This window comes from Pelotomaculum schinkii (assembly GCF_004369205.1).
In the GTDB taxonomy this organism is placed as follows: domain Bacteria; phylum Bacillota; class Desulfotomaculia; order Desulfotomaculales; family Pelotomaculaceae; genus Pelotomaculum_C; species Pelotomaculum_C schinkii.
The window spans coordinates 1,783,691-1,803,893 of record NZ_QFGA01000001.1; the positions used below are offsets into that span (position 1 = coordinate 1,783,691).

Here is a 20,203-nt window from a genome sequence, read left to right on the forward strand (position 1 = left end):
GCAACGAAGTTATTAAGTTATACCTTTAATCCGGATTTCCCTACCGCAGCGGCGGCAGTTTTTGCCGTCCAGGCCTGAGAGCTTCGTGCTGTAGCCAAATCTCTCAATCAGTTTCTCACCGCAGTCCGGGCATACCGTGTCGCTCGCGCCCAGGTTTGGGGCATTGCCGATGTATACATACGACAGCTTCTCTAAGGCTGTCTCCCGTGCCCGCTCCAAGGTCTCCAGGGGGGTGGGCGGCAGGTCCACCTCAAAGTTGGGGAAGTAGCGGGAGAAATGCAGCGGGATCTCCCGGTCAAGGGAGGCTACCCAGTCCACCAGGCGGCTGATTTCCTCCGGAGTGTCATTTAACCCGGTTACCAGCAGGGTGGTCAGCTCGACATGGCACTTGCCATGCGCGATTTCCACCGTGCGCAGGACCGGCTCCAGCCTTCCCGCACAATTCTTACGGTAATAGTGGTCCGTAAAGCCCTTAACGTCGATATTCATGGCGTCAATATGGGGAAGGATTTCCCGCAGAGGCGCCTCGCTGACATAGCCGTTGGTCACCAGGACGTTTTTCAAACCGGCTTGATGCGCCAGCGGGGCAGTGTCCGCAATAAACTCGTACCACATAAAGGGCTCATTGTAAGTGTAGGCAATACCGATATTGGGGTAGTCCCGGTCCAGCTCCTGCCGGGCCATGTCCACCGCCTGCCGCGGGGTAAACTCCCTCGCCGGCGGGTCGCCGTGGGCAATGGTCCAGTTCTGGCAGAAGCCGCAACGCAGGTTGCAACCGAAGGACCCAAAAGACAGTATATAAGAGCCGGGGTAAAAGTGGTAAAGCGGTTTCTTTTCAACCGGGTCCAGGCCGCCGGAGGTTACCCGGCCGTAATTTACCGCGTAAAGGACGCCTCCGTGGTTTTCCCGGACCCGGCAGAAACCGGCTCTTCCCTCCGGAATGGAGCATATTTTGGGGCAGACCTGGCAGGTGACCAGGCCTTTTTCTTTTTTCTCGTAGAACATTACTTCCCGCACCGGCAGCGCCTCACCTTAAAGAGGTTTTTCGAAAAGCAGTTGGTAACGTATGCAATAGGGACGATCCTCTTTGCACAGGGTAACGGACTTAGACACCCATGCTGCTGACGCAGCTCCAGCAGCAAATGGTGCGAATGAACCAGCCAATGAAAATGCACACCAGGGAGTGATAATGGGGGACATATGTCTTGTCATCTGCCCCACCTGTCTCAAAAACTTTGCTCGAAAAGGCTTGACTTGCGGGCTTGGGGGCTAAAAAATAGTCGTAGGCCGTAAGGCGTAAGGCGTAAAAAAATGGCTGGGGATCATCCCTCACCTTTTGTAATAACCTTACGCCCTACGCCTGACCCGGATACAATTCAGTATAAGCCTATGCCTTACGACTGACCGGTAAGAAAATGCAGTATAAGTCTGCACCTGGGTGCGTTCCTTAGCGCGTGCGTTGCATGCAGAAAAGCTTCAATAGCGCGCAGCTACCGGATGGCTGTCTGTAGAGGCGGTCGGCACGATGCTATTATTGCACAAATGTTACTCAAATTTACATTGGCTGCAAAGCTATGTTTCATATTAATTCGTACCCATATTAAAAAAAGTTATACTGGAGAACCTAGACAGCGGATACCCAAGTGATTCCCTAATGAAACAAAAACCGTCCCTATCGCATTACTTGTAGCGGACTACTTCAAATCTTTCCAGCCGGACTTCCTCATGCGGGCCAATCCCGGCCTTTTGGCGGGCTATCTCGACCTGCTCCTCAGGGGTCTCAATCCCCTCCAGGTTGGGCAGCAGCAAACCGCTCCTGTGGCCGGAACGCACGATTACCCCGTATTTCGCCGGCTCCAGTTCGCCCAGTCCTTGAATTGGCTCAGGCGGCTGGAGCACATCCACGGAGTATACCAGATCCTTAAGCTCTTCACGCCGGACGGGCTGAAAGCGGGGGTCCCCGAGCCCTGCGCTGATGGCATTGGCCATCACCTCTTCAACAATACTGTCCTGCTGCGGCTCAATCGTCCCGATACAGCCACGCAGGTTGCCCTGTTTTTTGATCGAAACAAAAACACCGGCTCTTTTTTTGAATTCTTCCGGCACATCACCGGCTTGCGGCCGCGGCGACCCGGACAAGTGGTTTTCCAGGGTCTTTCGTGCCAACCCGGTCAGGTAACTCTCAAGGGAACGGAGCATTTCCATTTCAGCCTGTTTTTTACCCTGTAGTTTGGCCAGCAGGGATTTTTGCGGGTTTTCTGAAACAGGGTCAAGGGTGGCGACCAGGTAGCCCACCCCGAAAGGCCCCTCGTAAAAGAGCACTCTGGATCTGACATCGTACCCGTCCAGCGCGCCGAGCATCATGACGATGGAACGGTAGCCGCACTCCCCGGCCTCCCGGACCAGTGCTTGGTCCATCCCCACGATCCCTTCCAAATCGGCGGCTTCCAGCAGTCTTTTTAACTCCAGGTCGAATTCTTCGCCCCGCTTGTTGTAACCGCCCGGCGCATCCGCCGTCAAACAGTGGGAGAGATCGCCGCTGGCCAGCAGGGCCACCTTGCGTCCCAATACTTCCGACGCCTGCCTTACCGCCAGGCCAAAGCGGTATAATTGTTCGGGCGGAGCCACGGACATGGCCACGTGGACCAGCGGCAGCACCACACCTATCTCTTCCATGAAGAAGAGGGGAACGGTTACCCCGTGGTCCAGGTCCAGGCTGAGGCCGTACCGCCTTTCAACATCATCATTGAGTTCAAGCACCTGCAGGTCCAGGCCGGCGGCCTGTTTCTTGATCTCCGCCACCAGCGGCAGGTCGTTTTCCAGCTCATATCTTAGATAACCAGCCCCGAATTTATCAAAATCACCCTTGAGGACGGGTTTCATATTGATCCCTACCACGTCCTGAAAGATCGGGGCGTGCGGTGATATAATGACCACTGTATCCGCGCCTGAATCTTTGATCCGCCCGGCCAGTTCAACCATGGCATACTGGGTTTCCTTCACCTTTTCCGATTCCATCTGGCCAATCCACGGTATCATGATTGGCGGGTGCGGACAAATGCCGCATAATACTATTGACATCCTATGAGGCTCCCCCTTTTTGGTGTCGGACGTCAGACATGAGGAGTCCGACGTTACTATCTATGTATATCACTCAAAGCTTGGCAGTCAAACCGTAATAAAGGAAATAGACGCCGAGTCCGATCAGGAAAACTCCGCACACAACCAGGACGCCCCTGTAAATATGGTCGGTGATAAACCTCCTGCCGCCGGCTATCGCCGCTGCCACCAGACCGTACCAGGCAAGGTCCGCCAGGATATGGCCGGTGAAAAAGGACGCCAGGCCGGCATAGCCGCTTTTTAAGGACAGGGTGATAAAACCCAGCCCGATGGTGGCCCACCACAGGCTCCAGTAAGGGTTAGCCAGGCTGACCAGGATGCCGGCGGCAACCGGGTGAAGCCCCCCGCTCCCCGGTAAAGCTCCCGGCCGGGATGCAGCCGGGCCCGGCGCATCGCCTTCTGCCGGGGTGTCCCCGGCAGAAGCGCCCTGCTTCATCGGCAACGAGACTCTGCCGGTATAGGCATCCCTGGCCATACCCCAGCCCATGTAGACGAGAAAAGCCCCGCCGAGTACAGCTATGGCCTGGGCCACCCCGCCACTGGTCAGAAAAATTGACAGGCCGCCGGCCAGGGCCAGGACCAGAGCCAATTCCAGGATAGCGTGTCCCAGTGTAATTAAAGGTCCGGCTATAAAACCCCGCCGCGTGCTCTCGCTGATGGTAACAGTCAAAAGCGGTCCCGGCATCATCGCCCCGGAGAATCCAAGTATAAAAGCGCTTGTGGCAATCCCAAACAAATCCAATAGGCTCCACCACCTAAATATTCTCCCCAAAAAACTTCATGACTTTCAATAATTCTTTTAATCTTAGCAAATACCTGCAAGTAAGGAAGCAGGGGGACGGTTCTTTTGCTTCCTTTCCTTCGGGTGTGACAGGGGGGTATGACACTTTCTTTATAATTTCAGCGGGGCAAGCGTTTTTTGCATTTCGTCAATACCGTCTTCCAACTGTTTGACCGCATCTGTAAAACCTTGCACCAGGTTGGCCTGTTCCCATGCTGAAACGTCCAGGCCGGCGATACCCTCGGAAATATGCCGCGTGTACACGCCAACCTCGCCCGCCATTTTGACCAGGTTTTCGATGTCAACGATAATCACCTTTAAGGACTCTGAAACCTCGTTGGCGGCGCTGTATCCTTCCGAAACCACCTGCCGGTCCTTTTCCAGGGCTATCGCGGCCTGGGCGGCACGCTTGCGGGCATTGTCAAACAGGCTAGCCAGGCCCTTGGTAGCCCCCGCCGCATCTTTAGCCCTCCTGTCGATTTCACTGGCCAGGGTTAAAAAATTACATCCCGCACAAGAAATGCCTGCCGCTTCCGTAACCGTTTTCCCTGCCAACAGACTGGCCTGTTCGGAAATCTGGGAAATGTACAACAATATTTCTCCTACCTTTTCTATATGCGACTCAAGCTCCTTGAGCGATTCGCCCGCGCGGGTCATAATCAGGCTGCCCGACTTCATCTGGTTTAAAAACATGGAGGAAGTTTCTTCAGCCCTGGCCAGGCTTTGCATGGTCCTTTCCGAAGCCTTGACGACCTCCCCGGCGCCGCTTTCCATCTTTTTCATCGTTTCAGAAAGCTCGCTCATTTTAGCTGCGGCAGAGCTGGAAGTATAGGTAGCCTGTTGCATGCTGTCCTTTAGCCGGTCCGTGTAATTTTTTACCTGCCCTGTGGACCGGCTGGTTTTGTCCACAAGCTGGCGAAGCCTGTCAGCCATATTACGGAGGGATCGGGTCAGCCGGCCCACTTCATCCTGGGACTTTTCCAGGTCCTCCAGGCCGGATCCGGTCAGGTCGCCGCCGGCGATCTGGTCGGCTGCCTGCTCCAGGCTTTTGACACGGCTGGTAATCAAGTTGGATATATATATGATAAGGATAACCAGGGCTGCGACAAGGGCGGCGCCCCCGGTGACGGTCTGGTTTCTGAGCGCAGCGATTTGCCGGTTGGTTTCCGCGATAGAGAAACCGACACGGAATCCCCCCCAGTGGCTTCCATTGACGTAAATCGGGGCGGAAATATCCCAAATCACTTCACCGGTGTCCCGTTTGTATTCCTGAAACAGGTATGTCTCCTCGTTACGGACCGCGGCCAGGCCTACCGGATCGTCAAAAATACGCTTGGAGCGGTTGGCGTTGTCACCGTAGCCAATTTTCGAGATGGAGTTGTGGGTGGGCGCATAGCCGTTGACGTCCAGGGCCACAGCATAAATAATAATGTCGTCCATCAGATAGGAATCCTGTACCCGGGTAAGGTTTTTGTCCGTGTAAGCGTCATAAGAGGTATGGTATCTCTGGGGATTGGTATTGGGGATAGGCTGGTAGTTGGTATCAAATAACTGCTCTTCGGATAGGCCTCCGCTTACGGCTCCGTCGGACAGGATCTTACCAGCCGTTTCGGCCCCGGTGATAGCCAGGATGATGCCTCTTTCCGTCAGCGCCCGGCGCATGGAAACAGACTGCCGGTATAAATCATAAGCTAAAAAGCCGACAATTAAGGGGACCATCACCGCGATCATAATCAGACTGTTTTTAATTTTTAGAGATCTTAAAACAAATTGCACCGGTAGCCCCTCCCCCCTGCTTTATGTTGTATTGCAAAATATTCGCTTTTTTTGTCATTTTACCTTCCCTGTGTTAGCTTGAATCCAATATAGAAAATTTTGGAATTTATGTGGAGGAAAAATAATAATACATCAAGAAAAATATACTAAGTGAAAGGAAAGAGGGGAGTATAGTGTATAAAAAAATCCTTGTAGCGGTTGACGGTTCCGAGCAGGCGGCCAAGGCTGCCTTGCACGGAGCTGAGTTGGCTGCAAAATTGGGAGCAGACTTGATCCTCTTTCATGTCGTCCCTGCGCTCCCATCCTATGCCAGCATATCCCCCGACCAGTTGGGTATCGTACACCAGGATGTGGCGAAAGAGTTTTATAAGCAGGGCCGGGAAATATTGAACCAGGCCATGTCCGAACTTGCTGATTATAACATTAATATTTCGAAGGAAATAAGCGTGGGGCATCCAGCCGATGAAATCTGCAAAATGGTTGCCAACTGCGGTTGTGACCTGCTGATTATGGGCAGCAGGGGTCTGGGGCAGTTTAAAGGGTACCTGATGGGCAGCGTCAGCAACCGTGTCTGCCGCCTTGCCGGGTGCCCCGTCCTGATCATGCGGTGATGTGGGACGTGGGAGGGAAGCAGGGGGACGGTTCTTTTGCTTCCAAATTTGGAAGCAAAAGAACCGTCCCCCTGCTTCCCAAGTCAAGCCTTTCGAGCGATATTCTTGAGACAGGTGAGTCAAATGACGTGAAATATGTCTACCAATTTGTCACTCCCCAGTGTGCGTTTTCATTGGTAGTTTGTGATTGAAAAATCATGGCCGGTTCATTCGCACACGACTCCAGAGGCGGACAAAACTCCGGTATCCGAGGAACGCACGTAAGCCCACGTCTCACATCTCACGTCATAAAAGGAAGCAGGAGAACCGTCCCCCTGCTTCCTGCATACCCACGTCTCACGTGCCAACCTATATACCCAGATAGGCTTCCTTGATATGCGCGTTACTCAGCAATTCCTTGCCGCTGCCCTGCAGGATAATCCTGCCGTTTTCGAGCACGTAGGCACGGTGGCAGAGGTTCAGGGTCTGGTTGACATTCTGCTCAACAAGGAGTACGGTAACGCCCTGGTTGTTGATGTCCTTGACGATCTCAAAAATCTGTTTGACCAGTACGGGCGACAGGCCCAACGAAGGCTCATCCATGATCAACAGCTTCGGCAGGGCCATCAGCCCCCGGCCTAGAGCCAGCATCTGCTGCTGCCCCCCGCTTAAGGTCCCGGCTTCCTGGTTCTGCCTTTCCTCCAGGATGGGAAACTGTTCAAACACTTTTTTCATGGTCTCTTTACGTTTGGTTTTAGCTTCACCCAGGAGGGAGCCCATTTCCAGGTTTTCACGGACCGACATTTCCGGGAAGAGGCGCCTGCCTTCCGGCACATGCACGATACCCAGCTCGGCGATTTTGTAGCCCGGCAGTTTGGATATATCTTTGCCGTCAAACTCGACCGTTCCCTTGCCAAGCGGCAGCAGGCCGGAAATAGCGTTTAAGGTGGTGGTCTTGCCGGCGCCGTTGGCGCCCAAAAGGACCACCAGTTCACCCGGATGGACCTCAAAGGATACATCCCAGAGCACCTGTACGTCTTTGTAGCTCACGTCAATTCCTTTTACTTTAAGCATAGGCGTCACCCAAATAAGCTTTGACCACCTCAGGATGGTTCGATACTTCCTGCGGGCTGCCAAAAGCTATCATTTTCCCAAAATTTATGGCCAGAATGCGATCCGAAATACCCATCATCACCTTCATGATGTGCTCGACGATGATAATGGTCATGCCGGCGTCGCGGATCTTTTGGATCAGTTCGATGGCCGCCTCGGACTCCTTGGGATTTAAACCCGCGCAGGTCTCGTCCAAAAGCAGCAGTTCCGGCTCGGTAGCCAGCGCCCTGGCAATTTCCAGCCTTTTGCGCAGCGGTATGGGCAGGCTCTTGGCCTCGCGGTGCCTGTACTTGTCAAGGCTGCAGAATTCGATGATCTCACCGGCCTTCTGCCTGGCGCGGGCCATGCTCGACGTGCGCAGGAAGGCTCCGGCCATCACATTTTCCTCAACGCTCATGCGCCTTAAGGGCTTAACTACCTGAAAGGTCCTGCCGATACCCAGCTCGCAAATTTTGTGGGCCGGCAGCTGGTCGATCCTTTTGTCTTTAAAATACAACTCGCCTGCAGTAAGCGGGAAAAAGCGGCTGATGCAGTTAAAAACCGTCGTCTTGCCGGAGCCGTTAGGCCCGATGACCCCCAGGATCTCCCCTTTCTCAACAGTAAAACTCAAATTGGACACGGCCGCCAGGCCGCCGAATTTCTTGGTAATGTCCTTCGCCTCTAATAAACTCAAACCTTAACACCCCCCGCGGCGCCCTCTTTTTTCCGCGCCAAAACTCCGCGCAGCATATCTATTTCACCGACGATCCCGTTGGGCAGGAACAGGATAATCAGGCAGACCAGGACACCAAACACCAGGACGTTGGCCGAACCCAGCGTGGTCCGGAACACTTCGCCCAGGACAATATAAATAGCCGCCCCGACGGTGGGGCCCCAGGTCGTGGCGACGCCCCCGAGCATCACCACCATAATCACCATTACCGAGACGTTGGTAAGGTTGAACACAATATTGGGGTCGATAAAAGCAACGTAGTTCATGTAAAGGGCTCCCGCCAACCCGGTGAAAAAGGCGCTGGGCAGTAAAGCATAGTTCTTGTACAGGGTGGTGGGTATGCCCAGAGAGGTGGCGGCGTCCTGGTCTTCCCTGATCGAAACCAGGTAATATCCTATTTTCGAGTGTACAATGTAGTAAGTAACCCCGACGGTCAGCAGCAGGGAGGCCAGTCCCACGTAGTAGTAAAACATCTTCGTGGTTATAGCGGGCATGATCAGTATGCCCTTGGCGCCGTTGGTAAAGGGCAGGTTGATGAACAACAACCTGAAAATCTCACCCAGCGCCAGCATGGCCAGCGCAAAATAAGGGCCTCTCAAGCGGAAAGCAATCACACCAATGGGCAGGGAAACAACCACTGCGGCAATAGGACCGAGCAGCATGCCCCACCAGGGGGAAACGCCCATATGGAACTGCAGCAGCCCTGCCGCGTAGGCCCCCACCCCGAAGAAGGCGGCGTGGCCGAAGGAAACCTGGCCGGCATAACCGCCCAAAAGGTTCCAGGAGGTCCCGATAATCGCCCAGATAAAAATCAGGATGATTATGTGCAGTTGGTAAGGGGCTTTGATTACCAGCGGAAGGATAACAACTATAACCAACAACAGCAATTTCAGCAATAGGTTAACGTTTTTCATTGATCATAACCTCCTTGCCAAACTGCGGAAGCCGCCCGGCAGGAACAGGAGCACCAGCAGGAATATGACCAGTCCCACGAGGTCCTTGTAGCCCATAGAAATGTAGGTGGCTCCCAGCGATTCGGCAATCCCCAGGATTAGCCCGCCGATGGCCGCCCCCATCGTGCTGCCCATGCCGCCCAGGATCGTAATAATAAAGGACTTGGCGGTGAACAGGTGGCCGATGTCAGGCCACAGGTAAAAAAGCGGCAGTAAAAGCGACCCGCCGGCCGCGGCAAGGGCCGCGCCGATGCCAAAGGTCAACATGGTTATCCTCGAAGAATTTACCCCCATATAGACAGCAGCGTCGCGATCCTGGGCAGTGGCCCTGATGGACTTGCCGATATCGGTTTTGGTCAGGAAAAGGTGCAAGAGCAAGGTGAAGCCCATAGCTATAAAGAAACCGATAACCATCGCCACGCTGATAGACATGCCGCCTAAATAGACCGTATCAGTGGAATAACCGGTGGTAACGGAACGGTAATCCGATTTAAACATAAGCCGCATGACCTCTGTCAACACCAGCATGATGCCGACCGTCAGCAGGACCTGGTTCTCGGGAAGGATAGATTCAACCTCCACCAGGCGGTTGATCATATATTTTTGAATTAGGCATCCAATCAAAAACAGGACAGGCATTGCAATGAACATGCCGATATAGGGATCAATGCCATAATTGGTAAAGCAGACATAAGTAACGTACATGCCCACCATCACCAAAGCGCCGTGGGCCAGGTTGATAATTTTCATAACCCCCATGATCAGGGTCATGCCGATGGCAATCAGAGCGTACATCCCGCCCAGCAGGATACCGCATATGACTGTCTGACCAAATAGTTCCATAAGCTTACCTGGTTTCAAGGACCTAAACAAACTGGCTTTATTTAGATGCTTCTCCTGCCGACTAAACAGGAGTCAGTGTCACCCCAGGCTACAAGCCGCGTGTTCTGCCCGGAAGGGGGCGCCGCTGCCCGCCGCCAGGTTTTCACACCTGAAAAGCGCGGCTTTAACCGCGTGTCCTTGCGGAGCAATACCTGATGTGACGACCAAGAAACCCTTTCCTTTTACTTGTTTTTGTCAATATTCATATACACCGGATCCGGGAGCAAAGCGAAAGGAGTTTAAGCCGCCCGAATAAACCAACCATATCCAAACAATCAATGAAAATGTTTAGGATTCATACTGCATTCCTCCGGGGCCTGTGGGAATGAATTGGCGCCCACATCGGGAGGATGTAAAACGAGGTTTTGGTAAGGTTGCGCCTGATCATGCAACCTTACCTCAACCTGTTTATCCGGCAGCTTAAAGAAGATGTTTTCCTTCCTCTTTACGCAAGCGCGGGCTAGCGCTCCCGCCACTTGGGTACGGGGTAAGTGTAGTCGGAGGACTTCACGTTTTCCGGCCAGATGACCTCCAGGTTTCCTTTCTTCCATTGCACGACGTAGGTAATAGGCTTGTTCTGGTTGGTATAGCCTTCCCAGTCTTCAAACTTGATCGGACCCATGATGGTCTCGATATCTGTTTCCTTGAGGGCTTTTTGGATGCCGGTGTTGGTAAGTTCCTGGGCCCGGCTCAGGGCGTCCGCGATCACGTACATGGTGGCGTAGGCCTGGGCGCCGTGATAATCCGGCTCCTTGCCGTACTTCTGCTTGTAGTTCGTAAAATAATCGCCCGCGCCCGGCCAGGTTACGCTGGGCACCCACAGGGTTGTCGAGGAGATATACTCCGAAGCGTCACCGGCATTCTCTTTGAATTCGGGCATGGTGTAGCCGGCTCCGCCGCCGACAAAGAGGTTGGTGTTGAAATCAAGCTCTTTCATCTGCTTGACGATCATGGCCGCGTCCATAACGTACGACACGGCGAAGACCATTTCCGGATTGGTGTTTCTCATGTTGGCCAGCATCGGCTTGAAGTCGATCGCGCCATGCTCGTAGGCCTGGTCAAAGACGATGTTGATGCCCCTCTTCTGACAATCTTCCCTGAATCCTTTAGCCGAGGAGAGGCCGAAATCGGTGTTTTCATAAATAATAGCCACATTTTTGGGCTTGACCACTTGTTCGAGCATTTCCCACAGGGCGCCGGTATATTTGCTGGCAAGCGCTGCGGTGCCTCTAAAAACGTACTGCCAGCCTTGTTTGGTAATTTCATCGGAAGAGCCTGTCACAGCCAGGAAGGGCGTGGTCATAGCCTGGGCGGACCCGGCAATAACGTTGGTGCAGGCGCTGCTGTAACCACCGCTGAGCATGACGACCTTATCCTGGTTGATCAGCTTCTCGGTCGCCGATTTGGCTACATCCTGCTTGCCCTGGTCGTCTTCAAACAAGAGCTGAATTTGTTTTCCGTTTACCGTGGTCTTGCCGGCAGCCTTCAGCTCCTCGTAAGCCATTTCGAAGGAGTTCTTTTCCATGGTGCCGAACATGGCCTCACTGCCGGTTATGGGCAGCACAATCCCTACCTTAATGGCATCCGCGCTCTGTGCGCCGCCTCCGTCGCCACAGCCGGCCAATAAAGCCAAACCCATAATTAAAACTAAAGTCAGCAAAAACCATCTTGCTTTTTTCAAACGCTAATACCTCCTCATAATAAAATCATGTAATTTTTTCATTTTAGTCTACTTTTTCCACTTCACCTCCACCAGTTTTTTCCAACAATATAAATCACACTGTCCGGGATATTCCCGGCAGTATAAGCAGGCCTGCATTAAGAAAACCGACAACAACCGCCAAAAGCCCGTCAACGAATCAGTCAACCGGAAATTATGTAAGAATTTGTCTTTTGTTTTTAATGAAATTGGAAAAAGGTTTTTTAATTATAACATAATAAATATTCGATATATATATGATTATTAAAATCTTTCGTATTTTCTGTGTATTTTGAATATCATTATACTGTATACGTGATACACTAATACCTCCACAACAGGCGTTAAGTGTTTGGCTATATCTTACAAAGCTGTTTATATTATAAATAATATGGGTTTTGGCCGGAAGAATATGCTCATAAAGTTACACAGTTTTTTTAATGTTTTGTGTATTCAGAATAATAAATACAACACCGCAAGGAAGCAGGGGGACGGTTCTTTTGCTTCCTTTTGAGGCGCGAAGCTATGCGCGAAAGCCGTATCCACTTGCCAAACAGTCTGTACAAATGCTATTTTATTCTAAGACGACCATTTTGCCGACCCGGCAAAAGCAAAGAGTTCACCAACAACTTCAGGAGCGATCCCCATCGCACACCGCGCGTTAGCCGGACTGTTTAATCCATAATGCTGAAGGGAACCGCGGTTCATCCTGATTTGCACAAATTAATTTACGTGGCCTTTATTATGAAAATGGGGGCGGTTAAATGACGGCAAGGCGAAGGAGCGCCCATCGTAAGCAGATGGAGGGCTCCGGTATACACGGGGGTAATAAGCGGCAACAAGACCTGCCTGGCAGGGACTCCTGCCTTGAGAGCGGCAGTGGCCCCTCGCCAACCGGGGGGACGTCAAAGAGCCGGGGGAGCCTGCCGGTTGCGGTTGTATTGGAGATAATCGCCCGGGAGTATAGCGGAAACGCCCGGGAAGAGGCCTTATGCCGGGTGGCGTTGCGTGTAGCCGAGGAAAGCGGTCAAATCGAGTCTTACCGGGCACGCTGGGACGAAGAAGAAAGCGCCCCGGCCGGTATCAGGTCGTCACTGCTCTTTGACCGTAACCAGTGCCTGGAATTAATCAACTATTATAAAAGCAGCGGCCGTATGGAAAAGCTGCAGCAGGAAAAAGAGAAGCTGGCGCAGATAGAAGGACGGCTGTTGCTGGGAGGAGGCTCTCCAACGCGGATTACCAATGAAGATCTGAACAAGCTGGAGGAATTCATCAAAGAGTCCGGCTTCTAAAAAGAAGGAAGCAGGGGGACGGTTCTTTTGCTTCCTTTTTCGAAAAAGGAAGCAAAAGAACCGTCCCCCTGCTTCCTTACGGTAAGCGCCTTTAACGCTTATATTTCCACTCCAGACTGCTCGATTAATGAAACTATGCCGACTACTTTGTCAACATCAATTACAAAACCGATACCGGTCCCCGGTTTTTGCAGTTGTCCTGCTTCAACTATTGCTTTTAGAACATCATTGGTTTTATCCTTATGGATTAACGTTAGAATAATATCCTTTTCCGGCTCAATAGGTAAACCCAGCACTTTCTTCTGCTCGTGCACACCGACACCGCGCCCGTGCAAAATCGTACCGCCTCTGGCTCCGGCGGCTTTTGCCGCCTTCACGATTCTTTCCGCCCAGCCTCTTTTAACAATGGTTACGATTAATTCATGATCCCTGCCGATCATCATCTTCCGATCTCTTCCTTCCCAGGAAAAATCCCAGTAATAATACTGACAATATTGGCGCAAGAGCAACCAGAGCAACCAAACCAAACCCATCCAACATCGGATCCCGGCCCTCGATTCCGGTAGCTACCCCTACAGCCATGGCCAGGATGAAAGTCACCGTCATGGGGCCTGTAGCCACACCACCGGAGTCAAAAGCCATTGAAATAAAGGTCTCTGACGTAAACCGGGTCATCAAAAGCGTAATTGCATATCCCGGAATTAGCATGTGCATCAGAGGTATACCATATACAATCCGGGCCATCGCCAGGCCGATGGAAACTGCCACTCCTATCGATAAGGTGTACAGCAACACTTTCTGGCTGACATATCCGCCGGAAACCTGCTCTACTTCATAGGTCAGCACCCGGACAGCCGGTTCCGCAATAACAGTGACGAAGCCCAGCAACAGTCCAATAGGAATGACCACCCAGTTAGCGCCTTGCATATATGAAAAAAAGGTTCTCGTTGTCACCAGGATGGCAACGAGAACCTTCCCCTCTGTTCTTTACTCTGTTACTTTAGCCTTTCGTGATCAACACCGGGCGCTTGGCGTGCTGGAGGACGTAGTTGGAAACGCTGCCCAAGCCCAGCAGCAATCTTTCCAGTTTCCCCCGGTTGGCCGAACCCATAACAATGATGTCCATGTCTTCCTTTTCAGAATAGCGGACAATAGCCTCGCCGGGTGGCTCCTGAAGGATTACAGAAAATACCGGGAGCCCTTCTTTTCTGACCCTTTCCTCCGGCTCTTTCAGTATCTCCGTAAAATATTCGCGACTTTTATCTTCCAGGTCCTTAAGCATATCCGGAGTTGCGACAGTTGAAATAAAATCGGGCATCTTTACCGAAACCAGCAGGTGAATCTCCGCTTTACTCCCGCCGGCAATCTCGATGGCGGTTTCCAAGGCCTTTTTAGCCTTGTTTCCGTTGTCATAAGCCACCAGAATTTTTTTAATCACAATTTCCCAACTCCTCCTTGTTATAGCCATAAAAGCCTTACTTCACTAGTCAGGTATTTATTCCTCCAAAATTGCGACATTTTTCTTGACCATCATCAGGTTCCTGTGTTAAGGTTTAAAATGTGAATTGTATAGCCCTTAACTGTGTTGGACGGACATCATGTTCGTTTTCAAGGAACCGGAAGGCTTCTGGGGTGGGGAGTCGGAATTTTTCGACTTTGCCATCCCTTTTTTATTTCTATTTTTTTTAATAATATACCAAAACCATGACGCTGACAAGGCGCCGGCAGGGAATGAACCCTTTGTCGTACCCACCTTTTAAAGACAGCCCGAAAACGTTGTTTTCGGGGCGGTTTTAAATATATCTGCCAAATTTTTATAAGAGGTGAGCACAATGACAGGGCAGTACCAGGTAATAGTAGCCATAGCAGTGTTTCTAATAACTTACGCGATCATCGTTTCCGAAAAAATTCACCGGACGGTGGCAGCCCTGGCGGGGGCGGCAGTGGTGGTATTAACGGGGATAATCTTCTCGGAGAAAGCGCTGCATGCCATTGACTTCAACACCATCGGCCTGTTGGTAGGCATGATGATTATTGTCGGCGTCACCAGGAAAACCGGTGTTTTTGAATACCTGGCAATCAAAGCGGCCAAAGCGTCCGGGGGCGAACCGCTTAAGATTATTGCCGCTCTCTCCCTGGTCACAGCAGTCCTGTCGGCGCTGTTGGACAACGTGACAACCGTGCTCTTAATAGTGCCGGTCACCTTCGCCATCGCCAAGCAGCTCAAGATCAACCCGCTGCCGTTCCTGTTCGCCGAAATTATCTCGTCCAACGTCGGCGGGACCGCGACACTGATCGGGGATCCGCCCAACATTATGATCGGGAGCGCCACCGGGCTCGGCTTCATGGACTTTGCTTTGACCCTGACCCCGGTCGTTGTGGTAATATACGTGATAACGATTTTCTGGCTCCGGCTCCTCTACCGCGGCCAACTTGCCGCGCGTGAAGAGATGCGGACAAGCATCATGCAGTTGGACAAAAACGAGCAGATCAAGGACGTCGCGCTCCTTAAAAAGAGCCTTTTGGTCCTGGGGCTGACCATTTTGGGCTTTGTCCTGCACCAGTATGTCCACCTTGAATCGTCGGTAATCGCCCTGTCGGGCGCCAGCCTCCTCCTGCTGATTACCGGCGAGGACGTTGAACACGCCCTGCAGGTTGTGGAATGGCCGGTAATCTTCTTTTTTATGGGTCTATTTGTGGTGGTCGGCGCGCTGGAAGAAGTGGGCGTCATCGAAATGGTGGCCCGGTGGGCGCTGGAGGCGACCGGGGGCGACATGCTGCCGACCGGCATGTTGATCCTCTGGCTGTCGGCTATTGCCTCGGCCTTTGTCGATAATATCCCCTTCGTCGCCACCATGATCCCGCTCATCCAGGATATGGGCCGCCTCGGAGGCATTGCGGACCTGAACCTGCTCTGGTGGTCACTGTCGCTGGGCGCCTGCCTGGGCGGCAACGGGACCATCATCGGCGCCTCCGCCAACGTGGTGGTCGTAGGCATGGCGGAAAAGAGAGGCGTTCGCATCAGCTTTATAGATTTTCTAAAAACAGCCTTCCCCTTGATGCTGATGTCCATCGTGATCTCCACCGGCTACCTGCTGTTCTGGCACCTGTACGGACACCTGCCGGCGGCATTGGCAACGCTGGGCATCGGCATTGTTCTGGCCGTGATATCGAAGCCCCTGACCACGATGCTGCTCGGGAAAGCGCCAAAAGAGGAAGTACAGTCTTAAACAGCCATGGGGACGGTTCCCGAAGGGGCCAAACCGGAAGTTTTGCAAAAAAAGCACACCCGGCGGGTATCAGCTGCCGGGTGTGTTTTAAGCCGCCCGTTCCTGATGGAACTAAACCTATGCGGGTACAATTTCCACGCACTTATACTGCGAAGCAGTTCTACAAGCCGCTATCACGGCGCCACGTATCATGGGAAATGTATTCCTAGCAGCCCGCCGCTATGATCGTATCAGTAGAGAATGAGCTTAAGCAGTGTAGGTGCGATTTCAATCGCACACGGCGCGTCAGCGCCGGATTTGCAGGATAACGCTCTTATTTGAACAGAGCAGTTTTAGGGAGCCTATACTAATCTTCGCATACAAGCATTCCTCCGGGGTCATGTACGAATGAACCGGCTATGCCAGAGGCAGGCGGACGGTAAAGGTACTGCCCTCTCCCAGCCTGCTTTCCACATTGATAGCTCCTCCGTGCTGGGCAACAATCCACCTGGCGATGGCCAGGCCGAGACCTGTGCCGGAGCTCTGTCTGCACTTGTCCGCGCGGTAAAAGCGGTCGAAAATCTTCGGCAGGTCCTCTTCGGCAATACCGCTCCCGCTGTCGCACACTGCCACCTCGGCCCAGCCGTCCTGCTGTCTGCCCTCTATCCTAACGACGCCACCGGGTCCGGTGTACAGGAAAGCATTATCCAACAGGATCAGGAACAGCTGTTTCAGATAGTCGGTGTTGCCGTTTACCAGGGTACCCTGCAGGGCGGCCGCACCGTCCGCTGCAAACTCCACGTCCCCTGCCAGGATACCTGCCTGCCGGGAGATTTCCTCAAGCAGCGCCCCCAGGTCCACCGGGCCCATAGCCGGTGTAAAACCGGCGTCGGCCCTGGCCAGGGCCAACAGGTCCGCAACCAGCCTGGACATCCTCTCCGCCTCGCCCGCTATGTCGCCCAGGGCTTCGGCGCGGGTCTCGGGATCGGTGTCCCCCATTTTTTTCAACAGTTCAACGTTGCCCCGGATGGTGGTCAGCGGGGTACGCAGTTCGTGGGAGGCGTCCGATACGAAGCGCCGCTGGACCGCCCCGGCTTCCTCCAGTTCCCGGTAGGCCCGGTGCAGCCGCTCCAGCATACGGTTGAACGTTTCGGCCAGGCGGCCCACCTCGTCACGCGGGCCGATGTAGCTGATCCGCCTGGTCAAGTCCCGGGCCTGCTGGATGGCCGCCGCCGCCTCAGTGATGCGGTCGATGGGCTTCAAGGCCTGACCGGCCATAAACCAGCTGAGCGTGGCGGTGCACAGCAGGGTTATCCCGCTCCCGAAAAGCAGCAGGAACCTCAGTCTGGTTAAAGCAGAATAGATCGGCCCGAGCGAACGCCCCACCTGCAGCACCCCGATCACCTGGTTGTCCAGAATCAAGGGCTGGTTATAGATGCGGAGGCTCTGGCTGCCGGACATCACCGTCTCATAAAAGCCGACGCCCCTGGCTACCTGGCGCAGGGTCTCTTCGCTCAAAGGCATGCTCTGGCCGCCCAGGTTCACGGACTGGCCTGCCACAAGGCCGTGCCGGTCCACTACCTGGATGTAGGTATTGGGCGTGGCAAAAACGTCGACGTTGGGCAGCACAATCTGGCGCAATGACAGGGTCTCCACAATTTTTGTGTTACGGAGCAGGTCCTCGGCAATTCTCACCACCGCGCGGTCTGTTTCAGCAGCCAGGTTGCGCTCCAGGAAGAAGTAAACCAGACTGCCGAAAACCAGGAGGATCAGCGCCAGGACCCCGGTGTATAAAAAGGTCAGCTTCAGGTGCAGGGACATGGCCCTCACCCTGTCCAAACAGCTACTTAAAGACGTAACCGACCCCCCTAACCGTGTGGATCAGCCTCGGCTCGCCGCCCTCCTCCAGCTTTTGCCTGAGCATGCCGATATACACCTCCAGGACGTTGGATTCACCGCTGAAGTCAAACCCCCACACCCGCTCCATAATCAAGTCCCTGGTCAGGACCTGGCGAGGGTGCTCCATAAAAAGCGACAGCAGCTCAAATTCCTTGACGGTAAGCTGAATATCCCGCTGCCCGCGCCTCACCTCGCGCGTGGTATGGTCAAGAGTCAAATTCTCAAAAACCAGGGCCTGAACAGATGCTTCCTCGCGCCCTTTGCGCCGCAACAGGGCCCTGACGCGGGCCATCAGTTCTTCCAGGGCAAAAGGCTTGACCAGGTAATCGTCGGCGCCCAGGTCCAGCCCTTTTACCCGGTCGGCTACCTCATCCCGCGCGGTCAGCATCAGGACGGGCAACCCCGGACCTGCGCCGCGCAGCCTGCGGCATACTTCCCAGCCGTCCATGCCGGGCATCAGCACATCTAAAAGGACCAGGTCGGGCTGCCACGACGCGGCCAGCCTCAAGCCCTCCTCGCCACTCCCCGCCACCTGGACGTCATAGCCTTCAAAAACCAGGGAGCGACGCAGGAACGCGGTAATTTTTTTATCGTCGTCAATAACCAGCACCTTCGCAGCCATGATACCACCCCCAAATGAAGCGTCTGGTATTAGGATTCTCCCTGCCGAGAAAAAAAACCTGCTGTTGGGCAGGCAAAGCGCAGGGCACTGGGCATAGGGAGTAGGGCATAGGGCCGTAGGTATATGCTGTATTTCTATAGGGTCTTTGTGCGAATGAATTTGCACCTGCATTTTTTGGGTAGTTTCACACGCCGCTATCGCGGCGCCGCGTATCAGGAAGCAGGGGGACGGTTCTTTTGCTTCCTTTTTTCGAAAAAGGAAGCAAAAGAACCGTCCCCCTGCTTCCCCGCTGCTTGCTTCAGCTATCAATTGCTGCTTTTGGCTTCAATGGTAACCACCACGCTCTGGGTTTGCCCGTCCCGGATAAAGCGGATTTCAACCTGGCTTCCCACCGGTGTCGCGGTGACCTGGTCTGTGAGACTATTGGGGTTGGTTATATCGACGCCATTGTACTGAGTGATTACATCACCACGCTGCAGACCCGCCTTGCTGGCCGGACCGCCGCTGACCGTTGAGGCGACAACGGCACCGGTTTGTTCGCCCAGCCCATAATACTGGGCGATGTCCTTGGTAACAGACTGCAGGTAGACACCCAGCCAGGGGTGCGTCACCCCTCCCTTGCTGACCAATTCGTCATAGACATCCTTGACGGTGTTGCTTGGGATGGCAAAGCCGATGCCCTGCGCTTCAGCGTTAATGGCCGTGTTGATACCAATTACTTCGCCGTTGAGGTTAAGCAGGGGACCGCCGCTATTGCCGGGGTTAATCGACGCGTCAGTCTGCAGGAGGTTCCGGTACTGGCGGTCCTCAACCGTGATGGGGCGCCCTTTGGCGCTGATCACACCCACCGTGACCGTGTGGTCCAAACCGTAGGGGTTGCCGATAGCGATGGCCCAGTCCCCCACCCTGATACTGTCGGAATCACCCAGCGCTATGGTTGGAAGGTTGCCGTCAGGCTCAATTTTCAACACCGCCAGGTCAAGATCGTGGTCGGACCCCACCAGCTTGGCCGGATATGATTTTTCGCGGGTGGATACCGTCACCTCGATGCTGCTAGCCCCGCTGATAACGTGCTCGTTGGTGAGGATATAGCCGTCCGCGGATATGATGAACCCTGAACCCATACCCTGGCTCTCCTGTGGCTGGGACGGAGTACGGAACTGGTCGCCGAAGAACTGTCTAAAGAACGGATCGTTGAAGAACGGGTCGGATCGGCTGCTGCTTTGTACGGTAGTGGTATCAACCCGGACTACCGCCGGGCTGGTGTTTGCCGCTATATCCGGGATGGTATCGGTTCCCGGCGTTCCAGCCGACGCCTGGCCCGCTTTTTCCGGCCAGGTGACCTGCGGGAAACCGTACCAACTGCCGGCGAAAAACACCGTCACTACCACCAGGGCGGCTATCAGGAAAGCGCCCAATACCTTCACCCTGGGGTGAGCAAAAAATTCTTTCATCAATATCCCTCCCTGCAAGAGATTTTAGCAGAAATTTTTTTCTACGTCCATATTGCCTCAGGAGGCTGAAAATAAGCTGAAAAGAGTTTTAAAGTTAACTT

19 protein-coding genes and 1 other annotated feature are annotated in these 20,203 nt (G+C 53.6%); of the genes, 3 read left to right on the plus strand and 16 right to left on the minus strand.

Going from position 1 to position 20,203, the window contains the following annotated elements; all coding sequences use genetic code 11:
* Positions 1-12 precede the first annotated feature (12 nt).
* The 4 genes from amrS to Psch_RS08280 form a co-directional block, all read right to left on the minus strand.
* Positions 13-1,017 (minus strand): AmmeMemoRadiSam system radical SAM enzyme, encoded by a 1,005-nt coding sequence (gene amrS, locus Psch_RS08265; protein WP_190239840.1) that lies wholly within the window; start codon positions 1,015-1,017, stop codon positions 13-15.
* A gap of 663 nt (positions 1,018-1,680) precedes the next feature.
* Positions 1,681-3,081: an AmmeMemoRadiSam system protein A gene (amrA, locus tag Psch_RS08270; protein ID WP_190239841.1), complete on the minus strand. Its 1,401-nt coding sequence runs from the start codon at positions 3,079-3,081 to the stop codon at positions 1,681-1,683.
* A 73-nt stretch (positions 3,082-3,154) separates the two neighbouring features.
* Positions 3,155-3,862 carry a LysE family transporter gene (locus tag Psch_RS08275; RefSeq protein WP_190239842.1) on the minus strand — a complete coding sequence of 236 codons (708 nt, stop codon included), beginning with the start codon at positions 3,860-3,862 and terminating at the stop codon, positions 3,155-3,157.
* 150 nt (positions 3,863-4,012) lie between these two features.
* Positions 4,013-5,677 (minus strand): methyl-accepting chemotaxis protein, encoded by a 1,665-nt coding sequence (locus Psch_RS08280; RefSeq protein WP_190239843.1) that lies wholly within the window; start codon positions 5,675-5,677, stop codon positions 4,013-4,015.
* 173 nt (positions 5,678-5,850) lie between these two features.
* Between Psch_RS08280 and Psch_RS08285 the strand changes: the two genes are divergently transcribed.
* Positions 5,851-6,288, plus strand: a complete 438-nt coding sequence (locus Psch_RS08285; RefSeq protein ID WP_190239844.1) for a universal stress protein — start codon at positions 5,851-5,853, stop codon at positions 6,286-6,288.
* A 348-nt stretch (positions 6,289-6,636) separates the two neighbouring features.
* On the opposite strand, the gene Psch_RS08290 is transcribed toward Psch_RS08285, so the two are convergent.
* The 6 genes from Psch_RS08290 to Psch_RS08310 all read right to left on the minus strand — a co-directional run bounded on the left by Psch_RS08290 (position 6,637) and on the right by Psch_RS08310 (position 11,608).
* Positions 6,637-7,341: an ABC transporter ATP-binding protein gene (locus tag Psch_RS08290; protein ID WP_190239845.1), complete on the minus strand. Its 705-nt coding sequence runs from the start codon at positions 7,339-7,341 to the stop codon at positions 6,637-6,639.
* The gene (locus tag Psch_RS08295; RefSeq protein ID WP_190239846.1) at positions 7,334-8,053 is read right to left on the minus strand and encodes an ABC transporter ATP-binding protein; all 720 of its coding nucleotides are present in this window, start codon (positions 8,051-8,053) and stop codon (positions 7,334-7,336) included. Before Psch_RS08295 ends, Psch_RS08290 begins: the two co-directional genes overlap by 8 nt.
* The gene (locus Psch_RS08300; protein ID WP_190239847.1) at positions 8,050-9,006 is read right to left on the minus strand and encodes a branched-chain amino acid ABC transporter permease; all 957 of its coding nucleotides are present in this window, start codon (positions 9,004-9,006) and stop codon (positions 8,050-8,052) included. Before Psch_RS08300 ends, Psch_RS08295 begins: the two co-directional genes overlap by 4 nt.
* Before the next feature lie 3 nt (positions 9,007-9,009).
* The gene (locus tag Psch_RS08305) at positions 9,010-9,888 is read right to left on the minus strand and encodes a branched-chain amino acid ABC transporter permease (protein ID WP_134218734.1); all 879 of its coding nucleotides are present in this window, start codon (positions 9,886-9,888) and stop codon (positions 9,010-9,012) included.
* 78 nt (positions 9,889-9,966) lie between these two features.
* The gene (locus Psch_RS21385) at positions 9,967-10,095 is read right to left on the minus strand and encodes a hypothetical protein (protein ID WP_282432439.1); all 129 of its coding nucleotides are present in this window, start codon (positions 10,093-10,095) and stop codon (positions 9,967-9,969) included.
* A gap of 292 nt (positions 10,096-10,387) precedes the next feature.
* Entirely contained in the window at positions 10,388-11,608 is a 1,221-nt protein-coding gene (locus Psch_RS08310) for an ABC transporter substrate-binding protein (protein ID WP_190239848.1), read from the minus strand.
* A 782-nt stretch (positions 11,609-12,390) separates the two neighbouring features.
* Here Psch_RS08310 and Psch_RS08315 point away from each other — a divergent pair.
* Positions 12,391-12,918: a hypothetical protein gene (locus Psch_RS08315; RefSeq protein WP_190239849.1), complete on the plus strand. Its 528-nt coding sequence runs from the start codon at positions 12,391-12,393 to the stop codon at positions 12,916-12,918.
* 98 nt (positions 12,919-13,016) lie between these two features.
* On the opposite strand, the gene Psch_RS08320 is transcribed toward Psch_RS08315, so the two are convergent.
* The 3 genes from Psch_RS08320 to Psch_RS08330 form a co-directional block, all read right to left on the minus strand.
* On the minus strand, positions 13,017-13,361 hold the full coding sequence (locus tag Psch_RS08320) for a P-II family nitrogen regulator (RefSeq protein WP_190239850.1): 345 nt from the start codon (positions 13,359-13,361) through the stop codon (positions 13,017-13,019).
* Complete coding sequence (locus Psch_RS08325) at positions 13,339-13,827, minus strand: DUF1538 domain-containing protein (RefSeq protein WP_243123987.1); 489 nt, start codon at positions 13,825-13,827, stop codon at positions 13,339-13,341. The genes Psch_RS08320 and Psch_RS08325 overlap by 23 nt, the downstream gene beginning before the upstream one ends.
* Positions 13,828-13,918: 91 nt before the next feature.
* Positions 13,919-14,356, minus strand: a complete 438-nt coding sequence (locus tag Psch_RS08330; protein WP_190239852.1) for a universal stress protein — start codon at positions 14,354-14,356, stop codon at positions 13,919-13,921.
* A gap of 145 nt (positions 14,357-14,501) precedes the next feature.
* Positions 14,502-14,560: a sequence feature (sodium ion sensor (DUF1646 type); this cis-regulatory element may regulate processes involved in with the transportation of sodium ions), on the plus strand.
* A 190-nt stretch (positions 14,561-14,750) separates the two neighbouring features.
* On the opposite strand from Psch_RS08330, the gene Psch_RS08335 reads away from it, so the two are divergent.
* Positions 14,751-16,148, plus strand: coding sequence for an ArsB/NhaD family transporter (locus tag Psch_RS08335; protein ID WP_190239853.1), 1,398 nt, complete (start codon positions 14,751-14,753; stop codon positions 16,146-16,148).
* 396 nt (positions 16,149-16,544) lie between these two features.
* Here Psch_RS08335 and Psch_RS08340 read toward each other — a convergent pair whose 3' ends face one another.
* The 3 genes from Psch_RS08340 to Psch_RS08350 form a co-directional block, all read right to left on the minus strand.
* On the minus strand, positions 16,545-17,948 hold the full coding sequence (locus Psch_RS08340) for a sensor histidine kinase (RefSeq protein ID WP_190239854.1): 1,404 nt from the start codon (positions 17,946-17,948) through the stop codon (positions 16,545-16,547).
* A 22-nt stretch (positions 17,949-17,970) separates the two neighbouring features.
* Positions 17,971-18,648 (minus strand): response regulator transcription factor, encoded by a 678-nt coding sequence (locus tag Psch_RS08345; protein ID WP_190239855.1) that lies wholly within the window; start codon positions 18,646-18,648, stop codon positions 17,971-17,973.
* Between the two features lie 305 nt (positions 18,649-18,953).
* Positions 18,954-20,102 carry a S1C family serine protease gene (locus tag Psch_RS08350; protein ID WP_190239856.1) on the minus strand — a complete coding sequence of 383 codons (1,149 nt, stop codon included), beginning with the start codon at positions 20,100-20,102 and terminating at the stop codon, positions 18,954-18,956.
* Positions 20,103-20,203: the final 101 nt, after the last annotated feature.

Coding starts and splice junctions, on each gene's coding strand:
- amrA (WP_190239841.1), bottom strand. CDS start 3,081: ATGTCAATAGTATTATGCGGCATTTGTCCGCACCCGCCAATCATGATA.
- Psch_RS08290 (WP_190239845.1), bottom strand. CDS start 7,341: ATGCTTAAAGTAAAAGGAATTGACGTGAGCTACAAAGACGTACAGGTG.
- Psch_RS08300 (WP_190239847.1), bottom strand. CDS start 9,006: ATGAAAAACGTTAACCTATTGCTGAAATTGCTGTTGTTGGTTATAGTT.
- Psch_RS08305 (WP_134218734.1), bottom strand. CDS start 9,888: ATGGAACTATTTGGTCAGACAGTCATATGCGGTATCCTGCTGGGCGGG.
- Psch_RS08315 (WP_190239849.1), top strand. CDS start 12,391: ATGACGGCAAGGCGAAGGAGCGCCCATCGTAAGCAGATGGAGGGCTCC.
- Psch_RS08320 (WP_190239850.1), bottom strand. CDS start 13,361: ATGATGATCGGCAGGGATCATGAATTAATCGTAACCATTGTTAAAAGA.
- Psch_RS08335 (WP_190239853.1), top strand. CDS start 14,751: ATGACAGGGCAGTACCAGGTAATAGTAGCCATAGCAGTGTTTCTAATA.
- Psch_RS08340 (WP_190239854.1), bottom strand. CDS start 17,948: ATGTCCCTGCACCTGAAGCTGACCTTTTTATACACCGGGGTCCTGGCG.
- Psch_RS08345 (WP_190239855.1), bottom strand. CDS start 18,648: ATGGCTGCGAAGGTGCTGGTTATTGACGACGATAAAAAAATTACCGCG.
- Psch_RS08350 (WP_190239856.1), bottom strand. CDS start 20,102: ATGAAAGAATTTTTTGCTCACCCCAGGGTGAAGGTATTGGGCGCTTTC.